Here is a 24,061-nt window from a genome sequence, read left to right as displayed (position 1 = left end):
CGTGCGGTGGGTCAGGGTCGGGCGAGCTGGACGAGTGCCTCGTCGACGGTCAGCCGGTTGTCCCGGACGGCGTCGAGCAGGGCGTCCAGGTCACCGGCCGGGGATGGCTGGGGCGACGATCCGCCGGTGGCCCGGCCGGCCGCGACGTGCCGGGCGAACGCGGTCAGCGTCGGGTGGTCGTAGAGGACGCCGGCCGGCTCGTCGAGCGCGTACCTGTCGTTGACGAACGTGACGAACTCGACGCCGAGGATCGAGTCCAGGCCGAGGGCATTGAAGCTGGTGTCGTCGTCGATCTCGGCCGGGTCGCAGTAGAGCGTCCGGGCCAGTTCCTCCCGCAGGACCGCCGCGACCTCGGTCACGTCCCGGCTCGGGGCGGCGGTCGGGGTGACGGCGGGCACCGGCACGGAAGGCGCCGGGGCGGCGGGCTCGACCGGCGGCGGCGCGGCGGCGCCGAGCAGCGCGGTGACGTGCCGGGCGAAGGCCGCCGGCGTCGGATGGTCGTAGAGGGCGGTGATCTTCACCTCGACCGGGTAGGCGGCACTCACGGCGCTCACGAACTCCACGCCCAGGATCGAGTCGACACCCAACGTCAGGAAGGTCTGCTCGACGTCGAGCTCGTCGATCTCCTGGTAGAGCACCGCCGCGAGCAACCGGGTGATCTCGGCGGTGACGGCCGCCTCCGGCACCGCCGTCGGGGCCGGGCGCGGCGGCGTGCTCCTGGCCGGCGCGGCGACCGTCGGCGGCCGGTCCCGCGGATCGGCGGGTCGGGGGGCGGGGGGCGTCGACGTTTCCGCCGCGCCCAGCGACCGCAGGACGATCTTCTGATCGTTCGTCATCGATGACCTCGGTACGGTGTCGGGCACCGACGCGGCGACGGTCGGTGCGGCGGTCCGCGGCGGGGCCGGGGCGGATTCCGCGACCGGCGCCACGGCGGGGTTCGCGGCGGGCGCCACGGCCGGCGCCACGGTGGGCTCCGCAGCCGGCGTCGCGGGCACGTTCCCGGTCGGGTCCGGTGCGTCGAGGCGCCGGCCGAAGTCCCGCAGGTGCGGCCGGGCCAGCTCGGGTTCGCGGCCGGCGCTGCCCAGGCCCTGCTGGTGCAGGTGGGCGATCTGCACGTCGTACCAGCAGCGCACCCGTTCGAACGGATAGTGCGGCAACGACACCCGACGACCCCGGCCGGCCGCGCCGCTGACGGCCGCCCGGTCGACCCGGCCGCCGGCCAGCCAGTCCGCCACCGCCGTCCCGGCGCCACCGACCGGGGATGACGCCGGCCGCCCCTCGGCGACGGCGTTCAGCTCCGACAGCATCGTGTCCCACGAGTCGGCCCGGAGCGCCGCCCGACGGGCGAGTTCCACCCGCCCGACCGCGAAGGTGAACACGACGTCGGCGACGCCGGGTGCATCGTCCTGCCCGCCCACCCGGACCAGATGGTCGCGCAGGGTGCGGGCGTAGGCGGCGAGCGACCGGTCGGTGCGGGCGGACAGGAACAGGACCATCGGCGGCGACCCGTCGACGGCGGCGCGTGGCGGCGCCCCGGGCGGCTCCTCCACGATCAGGTGCGCGTTCGCGCCGCCCGCGCCGAAGGAACTGATGCCCGCCCGCAGCGGGCGGGCAGAGCCGTCCCGGGTGCGCCACGGCGCCACCTCCTGCTGGACCGCGAACGGGATCCGGTCGAAGTCGATCTCCGGGTTGGGCGGGGAAGCGTGCAACGACGGGACCAGCGTCCGGTGCCGGAGCTGGAGCAGCACCTTGGCCAGGGCCACCGCCCCGGCCGCCGACTCCAGGTGGCCCACGTTCGACTTGACCGAGCCGATCGGCAGGCGGCCGGGGCCGGTCACGCCGTCGGCGGCGAAGGCGGTGACCAGACCCCGGATCTCGATCGGGTCACCCAACGGGGTGCCGGTGCCGTGCGTCTCGACGTAGTCCAGGTCCCCCGCGGTCAGGCCGCCGTCGCGCAGCGCCTTCGTGATCAGGTTCGCCTGGGCACGCGGGCTGGGCACGGTGTACCCGTTGGTCCGGCCGCCATGGTTCACGGCCGTGCCCCTGAGGACACCGTGCAGGTGGTCGCCGTCGCGCAGCGCGTCGCGCAACGGCTTGAGGACGACCGCACCGACGCCCTCGCCCGGCACGTACCCGTCACCGCCGGCGCCGAAGCTGCGGCAGCGCCCGTCGCTGGAGGCAAACCGCCCCTGGCTGAGCATGAAGTACTTGTTCGGGTGGATGAGCACGTTGACGCCACCGGCGACGGCGACCCGGCAACTGCCGGCGCGCAGCGACTCGACGGCCAGGTGCACGGCAGTCAGCGCGGCGGAACAGGCGGTGTCGACGGCGACGCTGGGCCCCTGGAAGTCGAAGTAGTACGACACCCGGTTGGCGATCGACCAGTAGGCGCTGTTGGCCAGCACCGGGTTGCCCCGCAACCGCTCCTCGGCCTCGTGCAACTGGTACTCGCCGTACATGGCGCCGACGAAGACACCGACGTCGCGCCGGTAGGCCGGCTCGTCCGCCGGCACCAGGTGGTCCGGGGTGTACCCGGCGTCCTCCAGCGCCGCCCAGCAGCTCTCCAGGAAAAGGCGGCTCTGCGGGTCGATGATTCCCGCCTCCCGGGGCGAGATGTGGAACAGGCCGGCGTCGAAGTCCTGAACGCCGTCGAGAAAGCCGCCCCATTTGGCGTACGTGCGATCCACCCGGCTCTTGTCGGGGCTGTGGAGCGCGTCGGCGTCCCACCGGTCCGTGGGCACCTCGGTGATGCTGTCCCGCCCGTCGCGCAGGTTCTCCCACAGCGCGTCGAGGTTCCCGGCCTGCGGGAAGCGGCCGGACACGCCGATCACGGCGACAGCCCTGGGGTCCACCCGGTCCTCGGCGGTCGTGTCGGCGCGGCGTGGCGCCTCGACGGCGGCGGGGTCCTCAGTCGGCACCACGACCGGGGTGGCGTCCGGTGCCCCGGTCAGCGCGACGCACCGCTCGGGATACTCCTGGAGCAGGTGGTCGGCCAGTTCCGCCACGGAGCGGCACTCGAACAGCAGCGTCTTGGACAGTCGACCGAAGTCCTGCTCCAGGAGTTCGACCACCCGGATCGCCAACAGCGAGTCGATGCCCAGATCGTCGAAGAGCCGGTCGGCGGCGAGCTCGTCCAGCGGCACCCGGGTCGCCTCGGAGACGACCGCGCGGAGTCGCCGGTGCAGCGCGTCCCCGACCGACTCGGCCCCGACCGCGCGGGTCGGGGTCCGTCCACCGGTCGGGGTGGGTCGATCCGCCGGGCCGGTCGCCGGCCGGTCGTCCTCGAGCAGCGGGAACGACGCGGTCAGCGCCGCCCGGTCCCCGCAGAGGACGACGGTGGCCGGCGCGGGGCCGGGCTGGCCGCCGTCCACCGAGCCGGCGAGCAACGACTCCAGCACGGCCAGTCCGGCCGCCGTGGGCAGCGCACGCATCCCCAGGTCGCCGAGCACCTGCCGGACCGGCTCGGCGGGGAGCATCCCGCCGTCGGCCCAGAACGGCCACGCCACCGACAGGGACCGACCGCCGCGGGACCGGTCGGCGGCGCGCCGCCGCACCAGTTCGTCAGCGGCGGCGTTGCCGAACGCGTAGTCCGCCTGCCCCGGGCTGCCCAGGGCGGCCGAGACCGAGGAGAAGACCACGAAGCAGTCCAGACTCCAGTCGGCGGTAGCCGCGTCGAGCGCGGCGGCACCGACCAGCTTCGGCGCGATCACGTCCCGGGCGGCAGCCACGGACGTACGCAGGAGGTAACTGTCGCGTAGGACGCCGGCGCAGTGCAGGACACCGTTGACCGGCGGCCCCGAGGCCGCCAGCCGGTGAGCGACCTCACCGACGGCGGCCCGGTCGGTGCAGTCCAACCGGTGGTAGTCGACGGACCCGCCGGCCCGGGCCGCGCGTTCGCCGAGCCGGTGCAGTTCCTCGCCCCGCGCGCCCTCGGCGGCGGAACGACCGGTCAGCACGACCCGGGCGGCGTAGTGGTCGATCAGGTGCTCGGCGACGAGGACGGCGAGCCGCCCCATGCCGTTGATCCAGTACCGTCCGCCTCGGCGGAACGCGGGCCCGCCGGCCGCGGGGAGCACGACGGGGCGCAGCGTCGGGGTGCGGGGCACGCCGTCGACGCCGATCACCATCTGGTGGGCGGGCGCCGCCGCGGTGGTGGCCGCGCGTACCACTGCGGACCAGTCCGGTTCCCCGCCGGACCGGCCGACGGCGGTGAGGTCGAAGCGGTGGTTCTCGCCGGCGAGCGAGCGCCCGAGCGCGGCCAGTCCGGCGGCGGTCACCGAACCGGCTGCGGCGTCCGTGCGGTACGGGACGACGATGCGGGCCCCACGCCGGGCCAACGGCCGCAGCAGCGACCGCAGCAGCGCGAGCATCCGCAGACCGGCCGCCGTGGCGGTGTCGGCCGGATCGGCATGGGCAGCGCCGTCGGCGAGCGGCCAGACGATCACCGGTCGTCCGGATCCGAAGACCCGGGCGGCCACCTCGGTGCCGACGGTCTCCGCCTCGGCCGGATCGGCGGGCGCACGCAGGACCAGCCCGGCCCACTCCGGGTCCGCGTCTCCGAGCAGCACGACGGGCCCGTCCGGCTCCGGCTCCGACCCGTCCGGCTCGGCGACGGCCCGCTCGACGGCGGTGAAGAGATGGACGTCCGCGAGCGGCGCGACGCCGGTGACCGGGCGCAGGGCCAGGCCACGCAGGGTCAGCCGGACGGCCCCCGCGGTGTCGGTCACCGTCAGGTCGTACTTGCGGATCCGCTGGCCGCCGCCGGCGAGCCGGTGCGGACGCACCAGGACCCAGGCGTCGTCGGGCGGTTCGGCGTGCACCAGGAGCTGCTCGACGGCGAACGGCACGAAGGTCTCGCCGCCGAGGTCCTCCCGGCGCAGACAGCCGATCACGGACTGGAGGGCCCCGTCGAGGACGAACGGCGACACCGTACCGTCGTCCGCCGGCGGGCAGACGATGTGGGTCAGCGCCCCGGACGGGCCCTGCCGCAGTTCGCGGAGCACCCGGAAGGACGGTCCGTAATCCACCGCGTTGGCCGCGAACCTCCGGTACAGCTCGTCGGGCGCGACGAGGTCGGCGTGCTCGGCCCGCAGCGCGTCCAGGTCGAGCGGGGCGGGGGCCGGGTCGTCGGGTGCGGCCGCGAGCACCGTCGCGGACGCGTGCAGCTCGGTGGAGCGCACCCGCACCTGCGGCCCGTCGACGGTGACGTCCAGCGTGACCGGAGCGGTCACCGCCAGCGGACGGTGGAAGGCGACGTCGGCCAGTCCGGCCGCCGGGCGGTCGTGCCGGCGGGCGGCGGTCAGGGCGAGGTCGATCTGGACCGCCGCGGGAAGCACCGGCACCCCGCCGACCCGGTGGTCGGCGACCAGCACCTCCTCGGGGCGTACCGTGCGCTGCTCGGCGCCGGGCGGCACCCCGTCGACCCGGTCCGCAACGGTTTCCCCGCCCGGGCCCGACGTTCCGGTTCGCGGCCACACCCGGCGGGCGAACGGGTAGCCCGGCAGCCTGGTCCGGCGACCACCGGCCAGCGTCGGGTCGTCGGGCAGGTCGGCCTGCCCTCGCACCCACGACTGGAAGGGGTCGTCCGGGCCGGCGGGGACGGCGTCGGCGCCGTGCTGTGCGAGGTCCGCGAGCCGCCGCGCCAACTCGGTGGTGGTCCGCGCGGGCACGGCCGTCCGCACCGCCCGGTGGCTGCGGCCGTACCGCAGCGTCCAGGCCACGTCGACCAGGCGCCTTTCACCGTCGGCGGTCAGGGCGTCGGCCAGGGACGCCGCGAGCGCGCGCAGGTCCCGATCAGTGCGGGCGGAGAGCACGGCCCACCGGGTGGTGTCCGGCGCCGGCTCCCGCACGGCCACCGGGACGTCGTCGGGCGCCTGTTCGAGGACGAGGTGGGCGTTGGTGCCGCCGATACCGAACGAGCTGACCCCGGCCCGCCGGGGGCCCGCCGGCACGGGCCAGCCGTCGGCCGCCGGGGCGACCCGCAGGCCACCGGTGTCGCGCAGGTTGCGGTTGGCGACCCGGTAGGGCGCCTGCGGGGGTACGGTGGCGTGCTCCAACACGAGGACCGCCTTGATGAGACCGGCGATGCCGGCGGCGGTGTTGAGGTGTCCGACGACGCTCTTGACCGACCCGATGGCGGCGGGGTCGGGACGGTCCGCGCCGTACACGCGGTCGAGGGCGGCGTACTCCACCGGGTCACCGAGGGGCGTTCCGGTGCCGTGGGTCTCGAGGTAGCCGACAGAACGGGGATCGACGCCGGCGACCGCCAGCGCCTCGCGGAGCACCGCTTCCTGCCCCTGCGGCGACGGGGCATGGTAGTCCATCTTCCGGGCTCCGTCGTTGTTGACGGCGCTGCCACGGATCACGGCGCGGATCGGGTCACCGTCGCGCATCGCGTCGGCCAGCCGACGCAGCACCACCGCCCCGACGCCGTTGCCGAAGACCGTGCCGTCGGCGGTGTCGTCGAACGGCCGGCACTCCCCGCTCGGGGAGAGGATCATGTCGGCCGGGGCCCGGTAGCCGGCCTGCGGGAAGTGCAGGGAGGCGGCACCGACCAGCGCGAGGTCGCACTCCTCACCCAACAGGCTCTCCACCGCGGTGTGCACCGCCACCAGGCCGCTGGAGCAGGCCGTCTGCACGGTGAGGCTCGGGCCGGTGAGACCGAGTTTGTAGGAGATCCGGCTGGCGGCGAAGTCCTTGTCCGAGGAGGAGAAGCGAATCATCCCGGCCGCGTCCAGCTCCCGGATGGAGACCGGCGGCAAGGTGGGCTGGCCGACCGAGACGAAGACCGCGGTCCGCAGGCCGGTACGGTCCGGCGCGAAGCCCGCATCCTCCAACGCGTGCCAGCCGGTCTCCAGCAGCACCCGCTGTTGCGGATCCAACCACTCCGCGTGCAGCGGGCTGTAGCCGAAGAACTCCGCGTCGAAGGCGTCGGCGTCGTCGAGGACGACCCCGACCGGGACGAAGTCGGATCGCCGTACGGCTGCCGGATCGTGCCCCATCCGGACCAGGTCGTCGACCGGATAGCGCCGGATGGCGCTGCGGCCCTGTTCGAGCAGCGCCCAGAGCTGGTCGGCGGAGCCCGCGGCGCCAAAGCGGCAGGAGAGCCCGACGACGGCCACGGCGTTCTCGTCGTCGATCGCGTCGATCGACCGCGGGTCATGGTTCATCAGTGGCCTCCGGTTCGCAGGGCACGTCGCGCCTCGCGGCGCGACGGTCGTGCCGGGGTCGGCGCGGCGGAGGGCGGGTCACCGGCCGGCGTGTCGCCGGCCGCCGGGCCGATCCGGCCGACCAGCAGCCCCACCTGGTCGTCGAGCGTCGGGTTGGCGAACAGGTCCGTCATCTCCAGGCGGGTGCCGGGATAGTGCGCGTCGAGGCGGGCGTAGAGGCGGCCCAACAGCAGGGAGTTGCCGCCGGCGTCGAAGAACCGGCAGTTGGTGGGCACCTCGTCGGGTCCGAGTTCGAGCAGATCGGCCCAGGCGGCACTGACGCACCGGCGCACGGCGTCGGGATCGGTCGGCCCCGGCCCGGTCGCGCCGCTGTCCCGGGCGGGGACCGGGGACGCCTCGGCGAGCCGCACGGCCGACTGCCGGTCCACCTTGCCGTTCGCCGTCAGCGGCAGGGCCGCGACGGTGACCAGCCGGTCCGGCAGCATCCACGACGGCAGCTTCCGCCCGGCGACGGCACGCAGCGCGTCCAGGTCCGGCGGGGCGCTGCCCCGGGCCGGTTCGGCGATCACGACCAACCGGGCGGCGGCGCCCTCGCCCCGCACCGTGGCCACCGCCCGGCACACGTCGGGATGGCTCTCCAGGACGGCCTCGACCTCCCCGAGTTCCAGCCGGTGCCCCCTGATCTTCACCTGTCCGTCGGCGCGGCCCAGGAACAGCAGCCGTCCCTGGTCGTCGCGGCGCACCAGGTCACCGGTCCGGAAGTACCGTCCGCCGGCTTCCGGTCGGCAGGGATGGGGGGTGAAGCGCTCCGCCGTGAGGTCCGGCCGACGCCAGTAGCCCCGGGCCACAGCCGGGCCACCGATCCACAGTTCCCCGGGTTCCCCGTCGGTCACCGGGGCGGCCCCGTCCACCTCGGTGACCACCAGGTCGGTGGCGCCGACGGGGCTGCCCAGGTGGACCGGTTCGGCCGGATCCACGCGGGCGATGGTGGACCAGATGGTCGCCTCGGTCGGCCCGTACACGTTCCACACCCGGTCACCGCGCCCGACCAGCTCCCGGGCCAGCTTCGGGGGAAGCGCCTCGCCGCCGCACAGCACGGTCAGCCCCGCCGCACCCGACCAGCCGCCGTCGAGCAACAACTGCCAGCCGGCGGGCGTGGCCTGCATGACGGTGATCCCGCGCTCGTCGATCAGTCGGGAGAGCCGCCGCGCGTCGCGCACGTCGTCGCGTCCGGCGACGACGACCGTGCCACCGGTCGCCAACGGCATGAACAGTTCGAGCACGGAGATGTCGAAACAGACCGTGGTGACCGCGAGCAGCCGGTCGTCGGTGCCGACACCCGTGGTCGCGGCGATCGCGTCGAGGGTGTGCACCACGTTGCCGTGGGTGACCGCGACGCCCTTCGGTCGGCCGGTGCTGCCCGAGGTGAACATCAGGTACGCCAGGTCCCGCGCGGCGGGGGCGGGACGGGCACCGACCGCCGGCGCCGCGGCGGACTCCGTGACCACCTCGGCGGCGTCCAGCACCGTCAGCCGCGGCGGGAGCAGTCCGGCCAGTTCCCGGTCCGCGACGGCGATCCCGCACCCGGCGTCCCCCACCACCAGCGCCAGGCGCTCCGGCGGGTAGGAGTCGTCCAGCGGCACGTACGGGCAGCCGCTCTTGAGGATGCCGAGCAGGACCGCGGTGAGCCGGGCCGAGCGGTGCATCAGGACGGCGACCGGCTCCCCCGGCGCGACCCGCGCCGACACCCACCGGGCGACCTGGTCGGAGAGGGTGTGCAGCCGGGCGTAGGTCAGTGTCTCGTGCGGGTCCTCCACGGCCGTGCGGTCCGGGCTTCGCCGCACCGCGTCGGTGAAGCGGCGCACCAGGGTGCCCGCCTCACGGCTCACCACCGCGCCGACCGTGGTGTCGTCGGCGAGCGCGCGGGCCAACTCGACGACCATCCGCCGGGTCTCCTCGACCAGGTCGTCCACCGCCGCGCCGTCGAGGACGGCACTGCGGTGGTTGGCCAGCACGTCGACGCCGGCCGGGGTGCTGGTGACCTCCAACCCGAGGTCGAAGTGGCCGCGCTGGCCACGGCGGTACACCAGTGGCCCGAACGGCGCGTCCTGCGCCGCCGCCGGCCGGGCCCAGTTCTGGAACGCGAAGCTCACCGTGGGCACGGCCCGCTCGCCGCCGGCCGCCCGGCAAAGTTCCGCCAGCCGGGGATAGGCCAGGCCGGCGTGGGAGACCGCGCCGCGCACCTCCTCCTGCACCGAGGCCAACCACCGGGCGACCGGCTGGGCCGGGTCCAGGTCGATGCGCAGCGGCACCGAGTTGACGAAGCAGCCGACCGTCGTCTCCTCGGCCTCGCCGGCCCGCCCGTAGGTGGGCACGGCGACCAGCAGGGACCGCTCGCCGGTGGCCCGGGACAGGGCCGCGGCGAAGGCGGCGAGGAACACCGTGAACGCGGTGACCCCGGCGGTGCGCCCGGTGCCGGACACCAGACGCGTGAACTCGGGGGGTAGGCGGTACTCGCGGTGCTCGCCCGCCCGTCCCGCCGGCTCGTCCCCGGCGGCGAAGACCGTCCCGGCGCCCAGGCCGGTCAGTCGCCCGGCCCAGAACCCGTGGTCGGCGACCCGGGTGCGGGCGGTCTCCTCCCGCTCCCGGCGCAGCGCCACCGCGAACGGCACGGCCGGCGGCAGCGGCTCGCCGGCGCCGAGGCGGGCCGCGTACAGCGCCCCCAGGTCCTGCTGGATCAGCTCGGCGGACCGGCCGTCGACGGCCACGTGGTGCGTGGTGAGCTGGAGCACCCGGCGCGGTCCGTCCGCCCAGAGCACCGCCCGCAGCAAGGGCTCGGTGGAGAGTCCGAAGCGACGGTCGGCCTCCGCGCGGATCGCGTCGTCGAGGTCGGTGCCGGCTGCCGGCCGCCGCTCCGGCACGGTGGGCGTCGTCCCGGTGGGAACGAAACAGAGGTCGTCGCCGCGTGGGCGCACCCGGCAGGCCAGCACCGGATGACGGCCGACGAGATCGACCACGGCACCCCGCAGGGCGTCCGGGTCGACGGAAGTGGGCAACTCCCACGCGAGGGAGATGTTGTAGGGCGCCGAGGGAGCGGCCATCTGGTCCGCGGTCCACAGCCCGACGAGACGCTCGGGCAGGGGGAACTCCGTGGGCGCGTCGGTGGCGGTCGCCGCGCTCCCCGCGGGATCGACCGGGTCGGCCGGGGTCGGTGCGGGCGGTGACCCGTCGGGGGTGACGACGACGGCGATCCGGCTCTCCCGGTCACCGAGCAGCCGGTCCGCCAGCTCCCCGGACGTCTCGCTGTCCAGCACCATGGCCAGGGGCACCCGGCCGACCTGCTCCTCCAGCAGCCGGCTCCACCGCACCACGGCGAGGGAGTCGACGCCGTACTCCGCCAGCGGCCGGTCGGGGTCGATGGCGGCGGCCGGTATCCCCGTCGCCCGTTCCAGCTGCTCGGCCAGCCACCGCGCCGTCGCCGCCCGCCGGTCCGGTGTGGCGGCGGCCCCGGTCGGCGCGGCCGTCGGCGGACCGGACGCGACGGCGAGGGCCGGCTCCACGGCCGTCGGCGTGGCCACCGCGATCGCGGTCGACCAGCGGTCCTGGTCGCCGGCGACCAGCGCCACGTAGGCGGAGTCGACTCCGGTGGCCGCCGCGAGCCTCGGCCACATCTCGTCCACCGCGGCCGCCACGGGCAGCGGCCGCAGGCCGTAGGTCTCCTCGAGGTAGCGCGCCGCCGCCGGTTCGGCGACCATGCCGGCGCCGTCGAGCACCGGCAGTCCAACCGCGAGGGTACGGCCCCGGCGCAGGCCCCGCGCCACCCAGCCGGCCCGGACGGCGGCGAACCCGTCCAGGAACCCGTTGGCGAACGCGTAGTCGGACTGGCCCTGGTTGCCCACCAGCGCGGCCAACGACGAGGACAGCACGAAGAAGTCGAGCGGGTGCCCGGCGAAGGCGGCATCCACCGCGACCGCGCCCAGCACCTTGGCCCGGCAGACCTCGTCGACGGTCTCCATCGTCTTGCCCCGCAGGAACCCGTCGCGCAGCACTCCGGCGGCGTACACGATGCCACGTAGCCGAGTGCCGGCACGGTTCAGCGCGTCGGCCAACCCGGCGAGCTGCCGCGGATCGGCCACGTCGCACCGGTGGTAGCGCACCGAGCCGTCACCGGCCCGTTCACGTAACGCGTCGAGGGCTACCGGGTCGGGCTCGGACCGCCCGACAAGCAGCAGCTCCGCGGTGGGTCGGGACGCCCACAACGCGGTCGCCACCTGCCGGCCGAGACCGCCGAGGCCACCGACCACCAGGTAGCTTCCCGCCGGGCGGATCAGCTCGGCCGGCTCGCCGGGCAGGGACGGCTCGGGCACCAGGACGGGACCGCGTCGCCGGCCGGACGGTCCCAGCCGGACCCAGCCGTCGCCGTCGGCGTCCGCGCTGCCGGCCTCGGCCAGCAGGGCCCGGACGACGGCCCGCGGATCGGCTCGGGCCCAGGCGGCCTCCACCGTGACCAGCCGGGGTCGCCACCGGCCGCTCTCACCGGCAGCGGCCCGGAGCAGGCCGTGCAGCCCTCGCAGCACCGGCCCCGGTTCCCCGTCGGCGCTCGTCACCAGCAGCACCACGGTGCGGTCCAGCGCCCGGCCCCGCGCCAGCGAACCCAGCAGGCCGAACACGCGGCGCAACACCCCGTCGCGCAGGCCCGACCAGGCCTCGTCGAGCCGCTCCCCCGGCGTCGGCTCGGCAGCGAAGTCGACACCGTCGCCCGGCCCGGTCAGGTCCACCAGGATCGCACCGGGGGTTCCGGTACGGCGGGCCGTCCGGTCCACCGTGTCGCCGTCGGTGACGTCGACCGGTGACAGCGTCGCCGCGGCCGCGTACGCGCAGCCGCTCGCGGCGGAGCCGGAGCCGACGACCCACAGCGGGCGACCGTCCACCGCGCCCAGTGCCGGCAGGTCCGACCAGTCCAGTCGGTAGCCGGCCACCGCCGGCCGGCGGTCGGCGCCGATCCCCCCGGTGGGACGGAGCGCCGCCGCGGGCGGACGCCCGGTGGGCTGCGCGCCGGCCGTCACGGGTCGCGGGGCGACGGCGTCCCCGACCGTGGGTGGGCCGGAGTGGCGTTCCCGCGTCCGGACGCGGAACCCCTCCACCTCGGCGATCACCTCACCGCTGTCGACGTCGACCAGCCGCAGGTCGAACACGTGCACGCCGGCCGGACTCCCGCCGGTCACCGGACGCGCGTGGACGTACGCCGCCCCGGTGACCGGAGCGCGCACCGTCAACGCCGTGATCGCCATCGGGAGGTGACTGGCGTTCTCCGGGCCGGCCGCCAGCAGCGGGAAGGCGGCGGCCTGGCAGGCACCGTCCAGCAGCGCCGGGTGCAGGACGTGCCGCCGGTCGGGATCCTCCCCGTCCGGCAGCCGCAGCTCCGCGACGGTTTCGCCGTCCCGGCTCCACACCCGCCCGACCGTGCGGTACGACGGCCCGTACTCGTAGCCGTTGGCCCGGTAGCGACGGTAGAACTCGTCGGCCGCCAGCCCGTCCCGCGCGAGTCGCGAGTCGAGGTCGTCCGGCTGGTAGCGCAGCGCGGGTCGCCGCCAGTCGGCGGTCACCGGTTCGGCGCGACCCTGCGCGAGCAGGTCGTCCGCGCCGGCGCTGACCGCGAACCGCTGGTTTCCCCGCCGGTCGGGTTCGCCGAGTTCCGCCCGTACGGTCATCGGCCGGGCCGGTGCGGGGGTCGGCCAGACCAGATCACGGAGCACCGTCCGGTAGGGCGAGGTCCCGGCGGTCAGCAGCGCCTCGTACACCAGCTCCGGGTGGAACGCGGCGGGCAGCAGCGGGTTTCCGTCGACGACGTGGTGGGCGAGCCAGTGCGACGTGCCGTCGAGCCGGACGCTCACCGCCTGCGCGAGGGGCACCCGCACCGTGTCGGCGAGCGGCAGACGGGTGGGACGTTCCGCCAGTTCCGCCGGGCCCGGGCCGGGCAGCACCATGCGTCTGCGGTCGAGGACGGTGGTGGGCAGCGGCACCCGCCGCCCCGGCGGGACCACCTCCGTCAGTCGCCCGTCCCGTACCCAGTCCCGGTCCGCGGGCTCGGCGCGCGTGAGGTCGGCGGCGGTCACCAACGCGGGGTGGTCGCGGCCGTCGGCGAGCGCGTCGAGTGCCTCCCGCAGCCGGTGGTGGTCGTCGGTGCGGATGGCGGCCCGGTGCGGCCAGGCCCGCCGGCCGACACCGAGCGTGTACGCCAGGTCGACCAAGGACACCGGATGCCGCAGCAGCGCCTCGACACCGGGCTCGGGCGTGAGCGCGTCGCTCAGGTGGCGTGCGGCGGCGCGCAGCCGCTGCGGGTCGGGGGCGGAGATCGGCACGAGGACCGGTGTCGCCGGCGGGCGGTGCGGGCGGGCATCGGTCGGCTGGTGCTCCTCCAGCACCACGTGGGCGTTGGCGCCGCCGGCGCCGAAGGAGCTGACCGCGATGCGCCGGGGCACCGGCACGCCCCGGTCGTCGGTGGGCCGCACCCACCGTTCGCCACGGTGCTGGATGCGCACGGGCACGCCGTCGGTGTCGAGCCGGGGGTTGGGTCGCTCGGCGTGCAGGGTGGGCACCAGCTGGCCGTGGCGGAGCTGGAGGATGGCCTTGGTCAGTCCGGCGATGCCCGCCGCCGCCTCGGCGTGCCCGATGTTCGACTTGACCGAGCCGACCCGCAGCGCCTCCCGCGGGCGCCGCCGACGGAACGCGCCGGCCAGCGCCCGCAGCTCGATCGGGTCGCCCAGTTCAGTGCCGGTGCCGTGTGCTTCCACGTAGTCGACGGTGTCGGGATCGACGCCGGCACCGCGCAGCGTGGCGTCGATCAACGCCGCCTGGGCCAGCGGGTTCGGCACCGTGTAGCCGCCCGCCCCGCCGCCGTGGTTCAGACCGGTGCCCCGGATCACCGCGTAGACGCTGTCGCCGTCGGCCTGCGCCGCGTCGAGACGTTTGAGAACCACCGCCCCGACGCCCTCACCGGGCACGAACCCGTCGGCGCCGGCCCCGAACGCCCGGGTCCGGTCGCCCCGCGACGGCATGCGCAACGCGCAGAGCCCGGCGAACCGGTCGGGGTGCAGGTAGAGGTTGACCCCGCCGGCCAACGCCAGGTCCGCCTCGCCGTCCTGCACCGCTCGACACGCGAGGTGCAGGGCGGTCAGCGAGGAGGAGCACATGGTGTCGACGGTCATGCTCGGCCCGCTCAGGTCCAGGGCGTGGGAGACCCGGTTCGCCACCGAGGCGGCGGCGGTCACCGCGTATTCCGGGTTGTCCGCCCCGGCCAGCCACGCGTCGTGTTGCGCGATGAGGTGGCTGTTGGCGGTGACGCCGGCGAAGACACCCACCCGCGGTCCGGTCCCGGCGCGGCCCGGGATCCACCCGGCGTATCCGGCGGTCTCCAGCGCCTGCCACGCGATTTCGAGGAAGAGCCGCTCCTGCGGGTCCATGAGGGCGGCGTCCCGGGGGGTGATCCGGAACAGCGCCGGGTCGAACCGGTCCCAGTCGTCCAGGAAGCAGCCCCACCGGGCGTAGCCGCCGCCGAGGGTGCGGGCGGCACGCCAGTCCCAGCGGTCGGCCGGCACCTCGCTGACCGGCGTCGTCCCGGCGGAGAGCAGTCGCCAGAAGGCGTCGACGTCGCGGGCCCCGGGGTAACGGCCGGCCAGGCCGATCACGGCGATCGCCGGGCGGGCGCCCGGGTCGCCGTCGACCGGGCGGGGCGACCCGGCCGACGGACCCGTCGGCCTCGCCGTCGCCGCCGCCGGGGCGGCCGTCGCACTCGGTCCGGCCGTCGCCGCCGGCAGCGTGGGTCGGGGCTGGTCGACGGCCGCGGGTTCCGCAGAGCGCCGCGGTTGCGTCTCCGCCAGCCACCGTGCCAGCCGCCGCGGGGTGGGGCACTCGAACAGCACCGTGGACGGGACCTCCCGGGCCGGGAAGCGAGTACGCAGGATCGCGGTGAACTCCACGGTGAGCAGGGAGTCCACCCCCAGGGCGGGAAAGTCGGTGTCCGGGTCGAGCTGCTCCGGTCGCTGCCCCGTCAGGTCCGCCACCAGCGCGGTCAGCTCCGGCAGCAGGTCGGCCGGATCGGCCGCCACGGCGACGCCGTCCGGCGTTTCCGCCGGCTGCGGCGGCTGCCGCCGGTCGTCGGCCGGTGACCGGCAGTCCAGCAGGGCCACGCACCCCGGCGCGTCCCGCTCACCGGTGGTCGCGGCGAGCTCCCAGCCGTGCTCGGTCAACAGCGCCCGCCAGCGCGGCACGTCGAGCAGCGGCCCTCGCGGCAACCGGCGTTCGGCGTCGATGTGGCGCCACCACCCGTCGGTCAGTCCGAAGGTGATCGTGTAGACGGCCGCCGGCGCGACCATCTCGACCAGGAACAGGCGGCCGGCGGGCACCAGCAGCTCGGCCACGTGGGCGAGCGTCTCGGCCAGGTCGCGGGTGGCGTGGAGCACGTTGCTGGCGACCACCAGGTCGTAGTGGTGCGGCGTAAAGCCCTGGGCCTGTGGGCGCTGTTCGATGTTCAACAGGCGGGGCTGCACCCGGTCGGCGAAGCGACGCCGGGCATGGTGCAGGAAGGCCTGGGAGATGTCGGTGTACGTGTACTCCACGTCCGGCCGGCCGTGCCGCTCGATCGCGTCGAGGACCGCAGCGGTGGTGCCGCCCACACCCGCGCCGATCTCGAGGATCCGGGGTGGACGACCGGTCGCGGCTCGGATCTGGACGGCCGCCTCGGCCACCGCCTCGGCGGCCGCGCCGTTCGCCGGGTCGAAGAGCCGGTTTCCCCGGTAGACGGCCTCGACGGCGTCGACCGCACCGCCGGGAAAGAGCACCCCGGTGGCGGGGGTCTCGCCGCGCAGGACCGGACCGTACGCGGCGAGCGCCCGGTCCAGCAGCTCCACGTGACCGCGGAGGTCGGGATAGGCGGTGAGCAGGTGGGCGCGCAGGCCGGTCACCTGGTCGGGGTCGCGCACGGTGCGCCGGTCGTCGGCCGGCAAATCCAGCAGGGCCGCCAGCAGCGGGCGGTGCCCCGGCGCCACACCGAGCGTTGCGGCGGCGGCCGACGGGTCGGCCCCGGCCGGATCGACGCCCAACTCGACCAGCCGCCGGGCCAGCGCCGCACGCGCGTACCGATCGAGGTCGTACGCCGCGTCCCCGTCCGGCACCGTCCGGGTGAACGGCCGCAGCGGCTCGGGATCGCCGCTGACCGCGACGACGTGCGGGGCGCCGCCGGAAACACCCGCCTCCAGGGCCCTCAGCCCCTGCGCGGGAGCGAAGTCGGTCAGGCCGGGATACTGCCGGCGGACGTGCGGGGCGTAGCGCCGGGCGAGGCCGGTGTCGCGCCACAGTCCCCAGTCGAAGGCCCGGACGACCAGACCGTCGTTCCCGTCGGTCGCGGCGGCGTAGTGACCGAGGAACGCGTTGGCCGCCGCGTAGTTGAGGCCGCCCACGCTGCCGAAGAGGCCAGCGACGGACGAGAACAGGACGAGCAGGGCACCGGACCGGCCCCGCAACGCGTCACGCAGGTGCAGCAGGGCGTTCACCTTGGTGTCGAGCAACCGGTCGAGGTCGGCTTCGGTCAGCTCGTGCAGCGGTGCGTCGCTCACCGAGCCGACGCTGTGCAGCACGCCGTCGGGCTCGCCGAAGGCCGCCCGGCACTCGGCCAGCACCGCCCGTACCGCGTCCTCGTCGGCGACGTCCGCGCTGGCGTATCGCGCCCGCGCACCGGCCGTCCGTAGCTCCTCCAGGAAGCCTCTGATCGGGTCGTCCTCCGCCGACCGCCCGACCAGCAGCAGCGCCGCGCGGTACCGGACCGCCAGGTGGCGGGCCACCTCGGCACCGATTCCGGCCGCGCCGCCGAACAGCACGTAGACGCCGCCGGTGCGGAATCCGGGGGTGTCGTCGGCGGGGCCGGACTCGGTGAACACCTGGCGGTAGCGGCGCCCGTCGCGCAGGGCCACGAGCGGGGCGGCCACACCGCAGGGCTCGCTCGCGGCCGCCGCCAGCGCGTCACCGGCCGTCTCCGGCCCGATCGGACCGTCGACGGTCGCGTCGTCCGGCAGGTCGACCGCCGCGACCGTGACCGCCGGAGTCTCTCTCGGCACCGAGCGCAGGGCCCCGAGAAGCGCCCCCTGGAGGGCCGCGCCGGGCGACGGCGCTCCGGCCGGCGGCGCGGTCAGCCCGGTGGTGACCACCCGCAACTCGGCGGGGACCGCGGCCCGGTGCAGGGTCTGTGCCACGGTCAGCAGTGCGGCCAGCCAGCGGCGCAGGCTCGACGCGCCGGACCGGTCCTCGGCCCACCGGGCGCCACCGACGAGGAGCAGCACCGACACCGGGCGGTGTCCGGCGTTCGCCACCGCGTCGGCGAGCCGGCGCCGGTCGAGGCCGCCGGGACCGACCAGGACGCCGTTGCCCGCATCGACGAACGGAGCCGCGAGCGCGGCGGTGTACGGATCGTAGAGCACCACGGTCGGCCTGGGCGGATGGGCCGGCGGCGCGGCCGGGGACGGTGCCACCCACCGCGGCGAGAACAGGCATACCGGTGCGTCGGCGCCGGCCGGCGGCCCCTCGGGCAGAGGCAGCAGACGGAGCCCCCGTACCCGCAGGACATGGCGGCCCCGGTCGTCGACGGCGTCGAGGTCCACGGTGAGGCCCTCGCCGGCGGATTCCGTCCGACGCAGCACGAGGTCCGCCGTGTCGGGCACGGCCCCACTCCAGGACAGCCGTCCGACGATCGCCGCGACGTGCGGGCCGTCGGCGTCGAGCAGGACGCAGGAGGTCTGCAGGGCCGCGTCCAGCCAGCCGACCCGCCGGGTCCGCGCGTCGCCGGCCGGGGCGCCGATCGTGGCGGACGCCGTCGTCCCGGTACGCCGGGCGCCGGTCACCACCCGGTAGGCCGGGCCGACCTCGACACCGTTCCGGGCCAACACCAGTGCGAGGTCCACCGGCCGGCCGGCGTCGCGGTCGAGCGGATCGACGGGCAGGACGGCGGGCGGCTCGGGGTCGACAGCGCCCCGGGCGCACACCCGTCCGTCGTGGGTCACGGTCACGGTGCCGTCGACGTCGGCGACGTGCCGGTCCAGCCGGAGCGGCCCGTCGATCGGCACGCGGTTCGGCAGCCGGATGTCGCGCAGCGCCATCGCTCCGCCGCCGGCCATCGCGTCCAGCAGCAGGGCACCCGCGGCGGTCGTCCGTCCCCCGACCCGGTGCTCGGTGAGGGGGTGCCGCGCGGGTAGCGCCACCTCGTCGGCCGCCGCCGGGTCCGGTCCGGCGGCGGCGTCGGGCCGCGGTGGCGCCGGCAACCAGAAGGCCTCGCCCCGGAACGGGTACGGCGCCAGCGGGATGCGACGGGGCGGCACGCCCGGCCACCGCGCACCCCAGTCCACGACTCCGCCGCGCAGCCACTCCCGCAGGGGCTCGCGTTCCGCCGGATCCGACAGCCGGTCCAGCGCGGCCGGACGCTCCGCGGTCGCCACCGCGGCATCCGGCCGGTCGGCCGCGACGGAACGGGCGGCGGCCACCAGTTCCGTAGTGGTCCGCGAGACGATCAGCATCCGGTGGGGCAGATGCCGACGGCCGTGCTGAAGCGACCAGCCCACCTGCGCGAGGTCCGGCCGGTCCCGCTCGACGACGTCGGCGAGGCCGGTCGCCAGCCGCGCCAACGCCTCGGGGGTCGCCGCGGAGAGCGGGACGATCACCGGGCCGGCTCCGACCCCGGCCGGACCTGGGTCGGGGACGGGTGCCTCCTCCAGCACCGCGTGGGCGTTGCTGCCGCCGAACCCGAACGCGCTCACCGCCGCGCGCCGGGGCGGGGATCCGGGGGCGCGTCGCCAGTCGACGGTGCGGTCCGCGACCGTGAGCGGGGTGCCGGCCAGGTCGATGTGCGGGTTGAGATCCGTGAAGCCCGGGGTGGCCGGTATCCGCCCGTGCCGGAGCACCTGCACCGTCTTGATCAGGCCGGCCATCCCGGCCGCGGCCTCCAGGTGGCCGATGTTGGCCTTGGCCGACCCGATCCAGAGTCGGTCCTGCGGCCCGGCCGCCCGGTCCGGGGCACCGTCGGGCTCGGTGGTCAGCACCTCGCGTAGGGCGTTCAGCTCGATCGGGTCGCCCAGCGGCGTCCCCGTGCCGTGTGCCTCCACGAAGCCGAGGTCGGCGACGCGGATGCCGGCCCGGTCCAGAGCCGTGCGCACCAGGCCCGTCTGCGCGACGGGATTCGGTGCGGTCAGCGCCGCGGCGCGTCCCCCGTGGTTGACCGCGGTGCCGCGGAGAACGGCCAGCACCGGTGTGCCGGCCGCGACCGCGCGGTGAAGCGGGGTGAGCACCACCCAACCGGCGCCCTCGCCCCGGACGAAACCGTCGGCAGCCTGGTCGAAGACGCGACTGCCACCCTGCGGGGACAGCATCCCGGCCCGGTGGAAGGCGGAGTTGTTGAACCCGTTGCTCAACAGGTTCACCGCGCCGACGAGGGCGACCTCGCAGTCACCCGCGCGGATCGCCGACTCGGCGAGCGCGAGGGCCGTCAGCGCCCCGGAGCAGGCCGTGTCGACCGTGATGCTGGGGCCGGTGAAGTCGTAGAAGTGCGAGATCCGGTTGGCCAGGAAGGCGGGGAATGTGCCCACTGTGGCGTACCCGTCGGCGACGTCCCGGGTGACGAGTTGTTCGCGGTAGTCGTAGCTGCACGCCGCGGCGTACACCCCGACCGGCGTCGAGGCCAGCTCGTCGGGGTTCAGTGCCGCGCTCTCCAGCGCCTGCCAACTCAGTTCGAGCAGGATGCGCTGCTGCGGGTCCATCGAGATGGCCTGCCGAGGGGTGATCCCGAAGAAGTCGGCGTCGAAGCGGTCGATCCGGTCCAGGAAACCTCCCCGGAAGCCATCCGGTACCCCGGTGGGGAAACGTCCCGACGGCGCCCCGGTGATCCGGCATCCGGCATCGCGCAGCAGCGCCCAGTACGTCTCCGGGTCGTCCGCACCGGGGAACCGGCACGACATCCCGATGATGGCGAGGGCGTCGTCCGCGGTGGTGTCGCCGGTCGGGGCGGCCGGCCGGGCCGTCGGCGTCACCTCGTCCGTACGGGTGGACGCCGGCAGGAGGCTGAGCATCGCGGTCAGGGTGGGGTGACGCCAGACCGCGGTGGCCGGCACCGCGACCCCGAACTCGTCGCCCACCTCGCGGGCCAGTCGGAGCGCGGCGGCGGAGTGGAAGCCCTGCTCTCCGAGGGGGCGATCCGGATCCACCGGATGTCCCACTATCGACATGGCGATCTCGGCCAACCGGGGCAGCTCCGCCGCGACGCCGTGCGGGCGGGGTCGGGCCGGTGGCGGCGCCCCGGTGCCCGGTGCCGGGTCCGCCGCCGAGAGCGCGTCGCGCAGACCGTCGAGGAACCGGGCGGCCTCCCGTCCGTTCAGGACGGTGTGGTCGAAGGCGAGGACCATCCGGCGCACCGGCTCCGGACGGGTGAGGTCCGGGGCGCCGAGGAAGAGCGTGGCGACGGCCGGCGACACCACCACCGGGACGGCGAACGTCGTCGCCTCGTCTCCGAGGTGGGAGACCATGAGGGTGACTTCTCCGTCCGCCTGCGACTGTCCGGCCAGCGCGCGTTCGACCGCCTCGACGTAGCAGCGGTCGAACTCGGCGTCGTCGAGCTGGTCCGCCTCGCGCACCACGCCGATCGTCAGGTCGTCGTCCTCGGTGGAGCAGGCGATCCCCAGGTTCACGCGGTCGTACACGCGCAGCCGGTCGCCGCCCAACCGGCGGGCGCGCAGCCGGGGGAAGTCCGCGGCCACCCGGGCCGCCAGCCGCGCGAAGAGCTGGAAGGCTGTACTGAAGCCGTCGCTGCCCGGTCGGTGCCGGACCGCCCGGTCGACCAGGTCGGCGGCGACCTCGGTGGCGACGACCGCGGGCACCACGTCACCGCTTCCGGCTCGCAGGGCATGGTTGAGCCGACGCTGCCGGTCGCTCACCGACACGTCGGTGAAGGCCGCCGCCCCCGTGCGGGCCGGCGCCTCACGGTCACCGGTGGCGGCGTCGGCCGAGGGCTCCACGGCTCGCCGCGCCCCGGTCACGTACCGGTCGACGTCGGCGGGTAGCAGGGTGCTGCCGGCCACCGGGATCGACGCCAGCACGGTGTCGTCCAGTCCGAGCCGGCGGGCGTACGCACGGGTTCGGGGCGGGATCCGCACGTCGGCCCCGGCGCCCACGGCGTCCGGCCGGTCGGTGGCGGCGTCCGGCGCCGACCGCGTCGACGCGGGACGGTCGGCGTCCGGCCCGGGGTCGGTCGTGCCCACCGGGTCGTCGGACGAGTCGTCCCCGGCCGGATCCCCGGCGGCCCCGCTCGGCTGGAGTTCGGCGACCGCGCCGCCGATCGGCACGGTCTGTCCCTCCTCGACCAACCAGGCGACCAGCCGTCCGGCCACCGGTGACTCGATCTCCAGCGCCGCCTTGTCGTGCTCCATCTCGTAGAGCAGTTCGTCCTTGGCCACGGTGTCGCCCGGCTGCTTCAGCAGGCACAGGATCCGCACCTCGACGATGCCCTCACCGAGCTGCGGAACGGTCAGCGTGGTCGTCGGGATCCTGGTCATCGCAGCACCGATCGGACGGCCTCGACCACGTCGTCGACCGCGGGCAGCACGGCGCGCTCCAGGTCGGGATGGAAGGGGACGTGCACGTCGTCGCGGGAGACCAGCCGGGGCGGGGCCAGCAGCGAGTAGAAGTCGTCGTCGTGGCCGAGCAGCTCGGCCACGAGGCTGGCGCCGAAGCTGCTGGTCTTGTTGTCCTCCTGGACGACCACCAGCCGACCGGTGCGACGCAGGGAGGCGGAGACCGCCGCGCGGTCCAGTGGCACCAGCCACCGCAGGTCGACCACCTCGACGGCGACCCCGTCGACGGCGAGGACGTCGGCGGCCGCCATCCCGAGTTCCGTGCCGTTGCCCCAGGTGACGACCGTGACATCGGCACCGGTACGCACCAGACGGGCACCGTGGACGGCGACCGGCGCCGACTGCGGCTCGACCGAACGGCGCATCAGGTGCTTCGGCAGCAGCAGCAATGTGGGGTCGGGTGCCTGGAGCGCCTCCAGGAAGATCGCTTCCGTGTCCTCCGGCGTGGCGAGCACCACCACCCGAAGGCCGGGAAGGTGGGTGAAGAGGCTCTCGTTGCTCTGGCTGTGCCAGATGCCGCCTCCGGGCAGGTAGCCACCCCAGGGGGCGTACATCACCACCGGACACCGCCACGCCGAGGCCGTGCGCCACCGCAGCGTGGTCAGTTGCGCGGCGATCTGGTTCCACGCGGGGCCGGCGAAGTCAATGAACTGCAACTCCACCACGGGTCGCATGCCGCTCGCGGCGAGACCGACGGCGGTGCCCACGACCGTGGCCTCCGCCAGCGGTGAGTTGGACAGCCTCCGGCCAGCCAGCGCGCCGAGACCCTTGGTGAAGCCGAAGACACCGCCCTTCGGATCCTCGATGTCCTCCCCGAACAGGACCATCTCGGGAAACCGCTCGAGTCCCGTACGGAGCGCCCGGTTGACCGCTTCGACCATCGTGCCGCCACACGGCTGCGGGGGCGGCGGCGCCGGCCGTTCCGCGGGCCCGGCGAAGAGATGGTCCACCGGGTCCTGGTGATCGCCGGTGGGCTCCGTGGCCACCCGGTCGAAGATCTCCTCGACGCTGCCGGCCAGGCGTTTCCGGGTCCGCTCCACCCAGGCCTCGTCGATCACACCCTGGGCCAGCAGCCGCCGGGTGAAGATCTCGACCGGGTCGCGCAGGGCGGCCAGTTCCTCCGGTGACCGGTAGACACGTTGGTCGTCGGAGGACGTGTGCGAGTCGAGCCGGTCCAGGACGCACCACAGCACCACCGGTCCGTCGCCTCCCCGCACAGCCGGGAACACGCTCCGGGCCGCCGCGTGGACGGCATCCGGATCGGACCCGTCCACCACCCGCGTGATCTTCTCCGGCAGCAGGCCCAGCCGCCAGGCGGAGAGGTGTTCGGTGGAGGTGCTGATGCCGTACCGGTTGTCGGAGACCAGGAACACGACGGGCAGGCACCGCTCAACCGCGAACGCCACCGCTTCGAAGAACTCGCCCTGCCGGGTGGCGGCGTCCCCGACCGAGCACACCACCAACCGCTGCTCACCCCGCATCACCGCCGCCCAGGCGGCGCCGGCGGCCGGTAGGCACTGGCTTCCGGTGGGACTGGCCAGCGAGAAGACGTTGCCCGCGCGATGGCTGAAGTGGGAACTCATGTTGCGGCCGGCCGAATGCGAATCGCGCTTGGCCATCAGGTCGCGGGCCTGACCCTCGACGTCCAGGCCGCGTGCCAGCATCAGCGCCCGATCCCGGTAGTGGGGGAAGAGCAGATCGTCGGGGTCCATCCACTCGCAGACCGCGGCCAGCCCTTCGTGCCCGGCCGAGGAGATGTGGAACCACGCCTTTCCCTGTCGAAGGACTATTCCCGCCCTCCGGTCGCACTCCCGAGAGATCATCATTTGTTCCAGGAATGCGACGCGGCGGTCCTCGGAGACACCCCCGTCGAGGATTTCCGGAGACTCTCCGGTCATCTCGTCCACGCCTTCCGACGTGTGCGTCACGCCCACCGGATCGGCCTCGGACACAATCAGCCTCCACGATCGTCGGAACGTTCGACAGAACTGCCGCCACCCGCAACTCTCGACAACCGGGAAGGATTTCTCAATCGCTCGCGATGACGCTTTTCGAGATGCTGTACCGACTCCGTGGAGGCAGCGTTTCCGCCCGCGCGGAGCGTACGGACCACGTGCCGGGGCGACGGTCTAGTCCCTACGGACGACGGCGATCCGCCACCCTCCTCCCAGGGGGGAGAGCACGGCGACCACCCCTGCCTCCGGCGGAGGACATGCCCACCGAGGAATC

General features: G+C 75.1%; 3 protein-coding genes. All 3 read right to left on the bottom strand.

The features are described from left to right. Window positions 1-11: 11 nt before the first annotated feature. The 3 genes from ACH495_RS10400 to ACH495_RS10390 are packed head-to-tail and all read right to left on the bottom strand — an operon-like array spanning window position 12 to window position 23,784. A complete protein-coding gene (locus tag ACH495_RS10400) occupies window positions 12-7,169 on the bottom strand; it encodes a beta-ketoacyl synthase N-terminal-like domain-containing protein (protein WP_396857424.1) in 7,158 nt (2,385 codons plus the stop codon). Next, on the bottom strand, window positions 7,169-21,754 hold the full coding sequence (locus ACH495_RS10395; RefSeq protein ID WP_396857423.1) for an amino acid adenylation domain-containing protein: 14,586 nt from the start codon (window positions 21,752-21,754) through the stop codon (window positions 7,169-7,171). The genes ACH495_RS10400 and ACH495_RS10395 overlap by 1 nt, the downstream gene beginning before the upstream one ends. Next, on the bottom strand, window positions 21,751-23,784 hold the full coding sequence (locus tag ACH495_RS10390; RefSeq protein WP_396857422.1) for a thiamine pyrophosphate-dependent enzyme: 2,034 nt from the start codon (window positions 23,782-23,784) through the stop codon (window positions 21,751-21,753). Before ACH495_RS10390 ends, ACH495_RS10395 begins: the two co-directional genes overlap by 4 nt. Window positions 23,785-24,061 lie beyond the last annotated feature (277 nt).

Source organism: Micromonospora sp. NPDC018662 (assembly GCF_044391475.1).
In the GTDB taxonomy this organism is placed as follows: Bacteria; Actinomycetota; Actinomycetes; order Mycobacteriales; family Micromonosporaceae; genus Micromonospora.
Note: the sequence above shows the minus strand (reverse complement) of the source record. Positions and strands in the feature narration are given on the sequence as shown.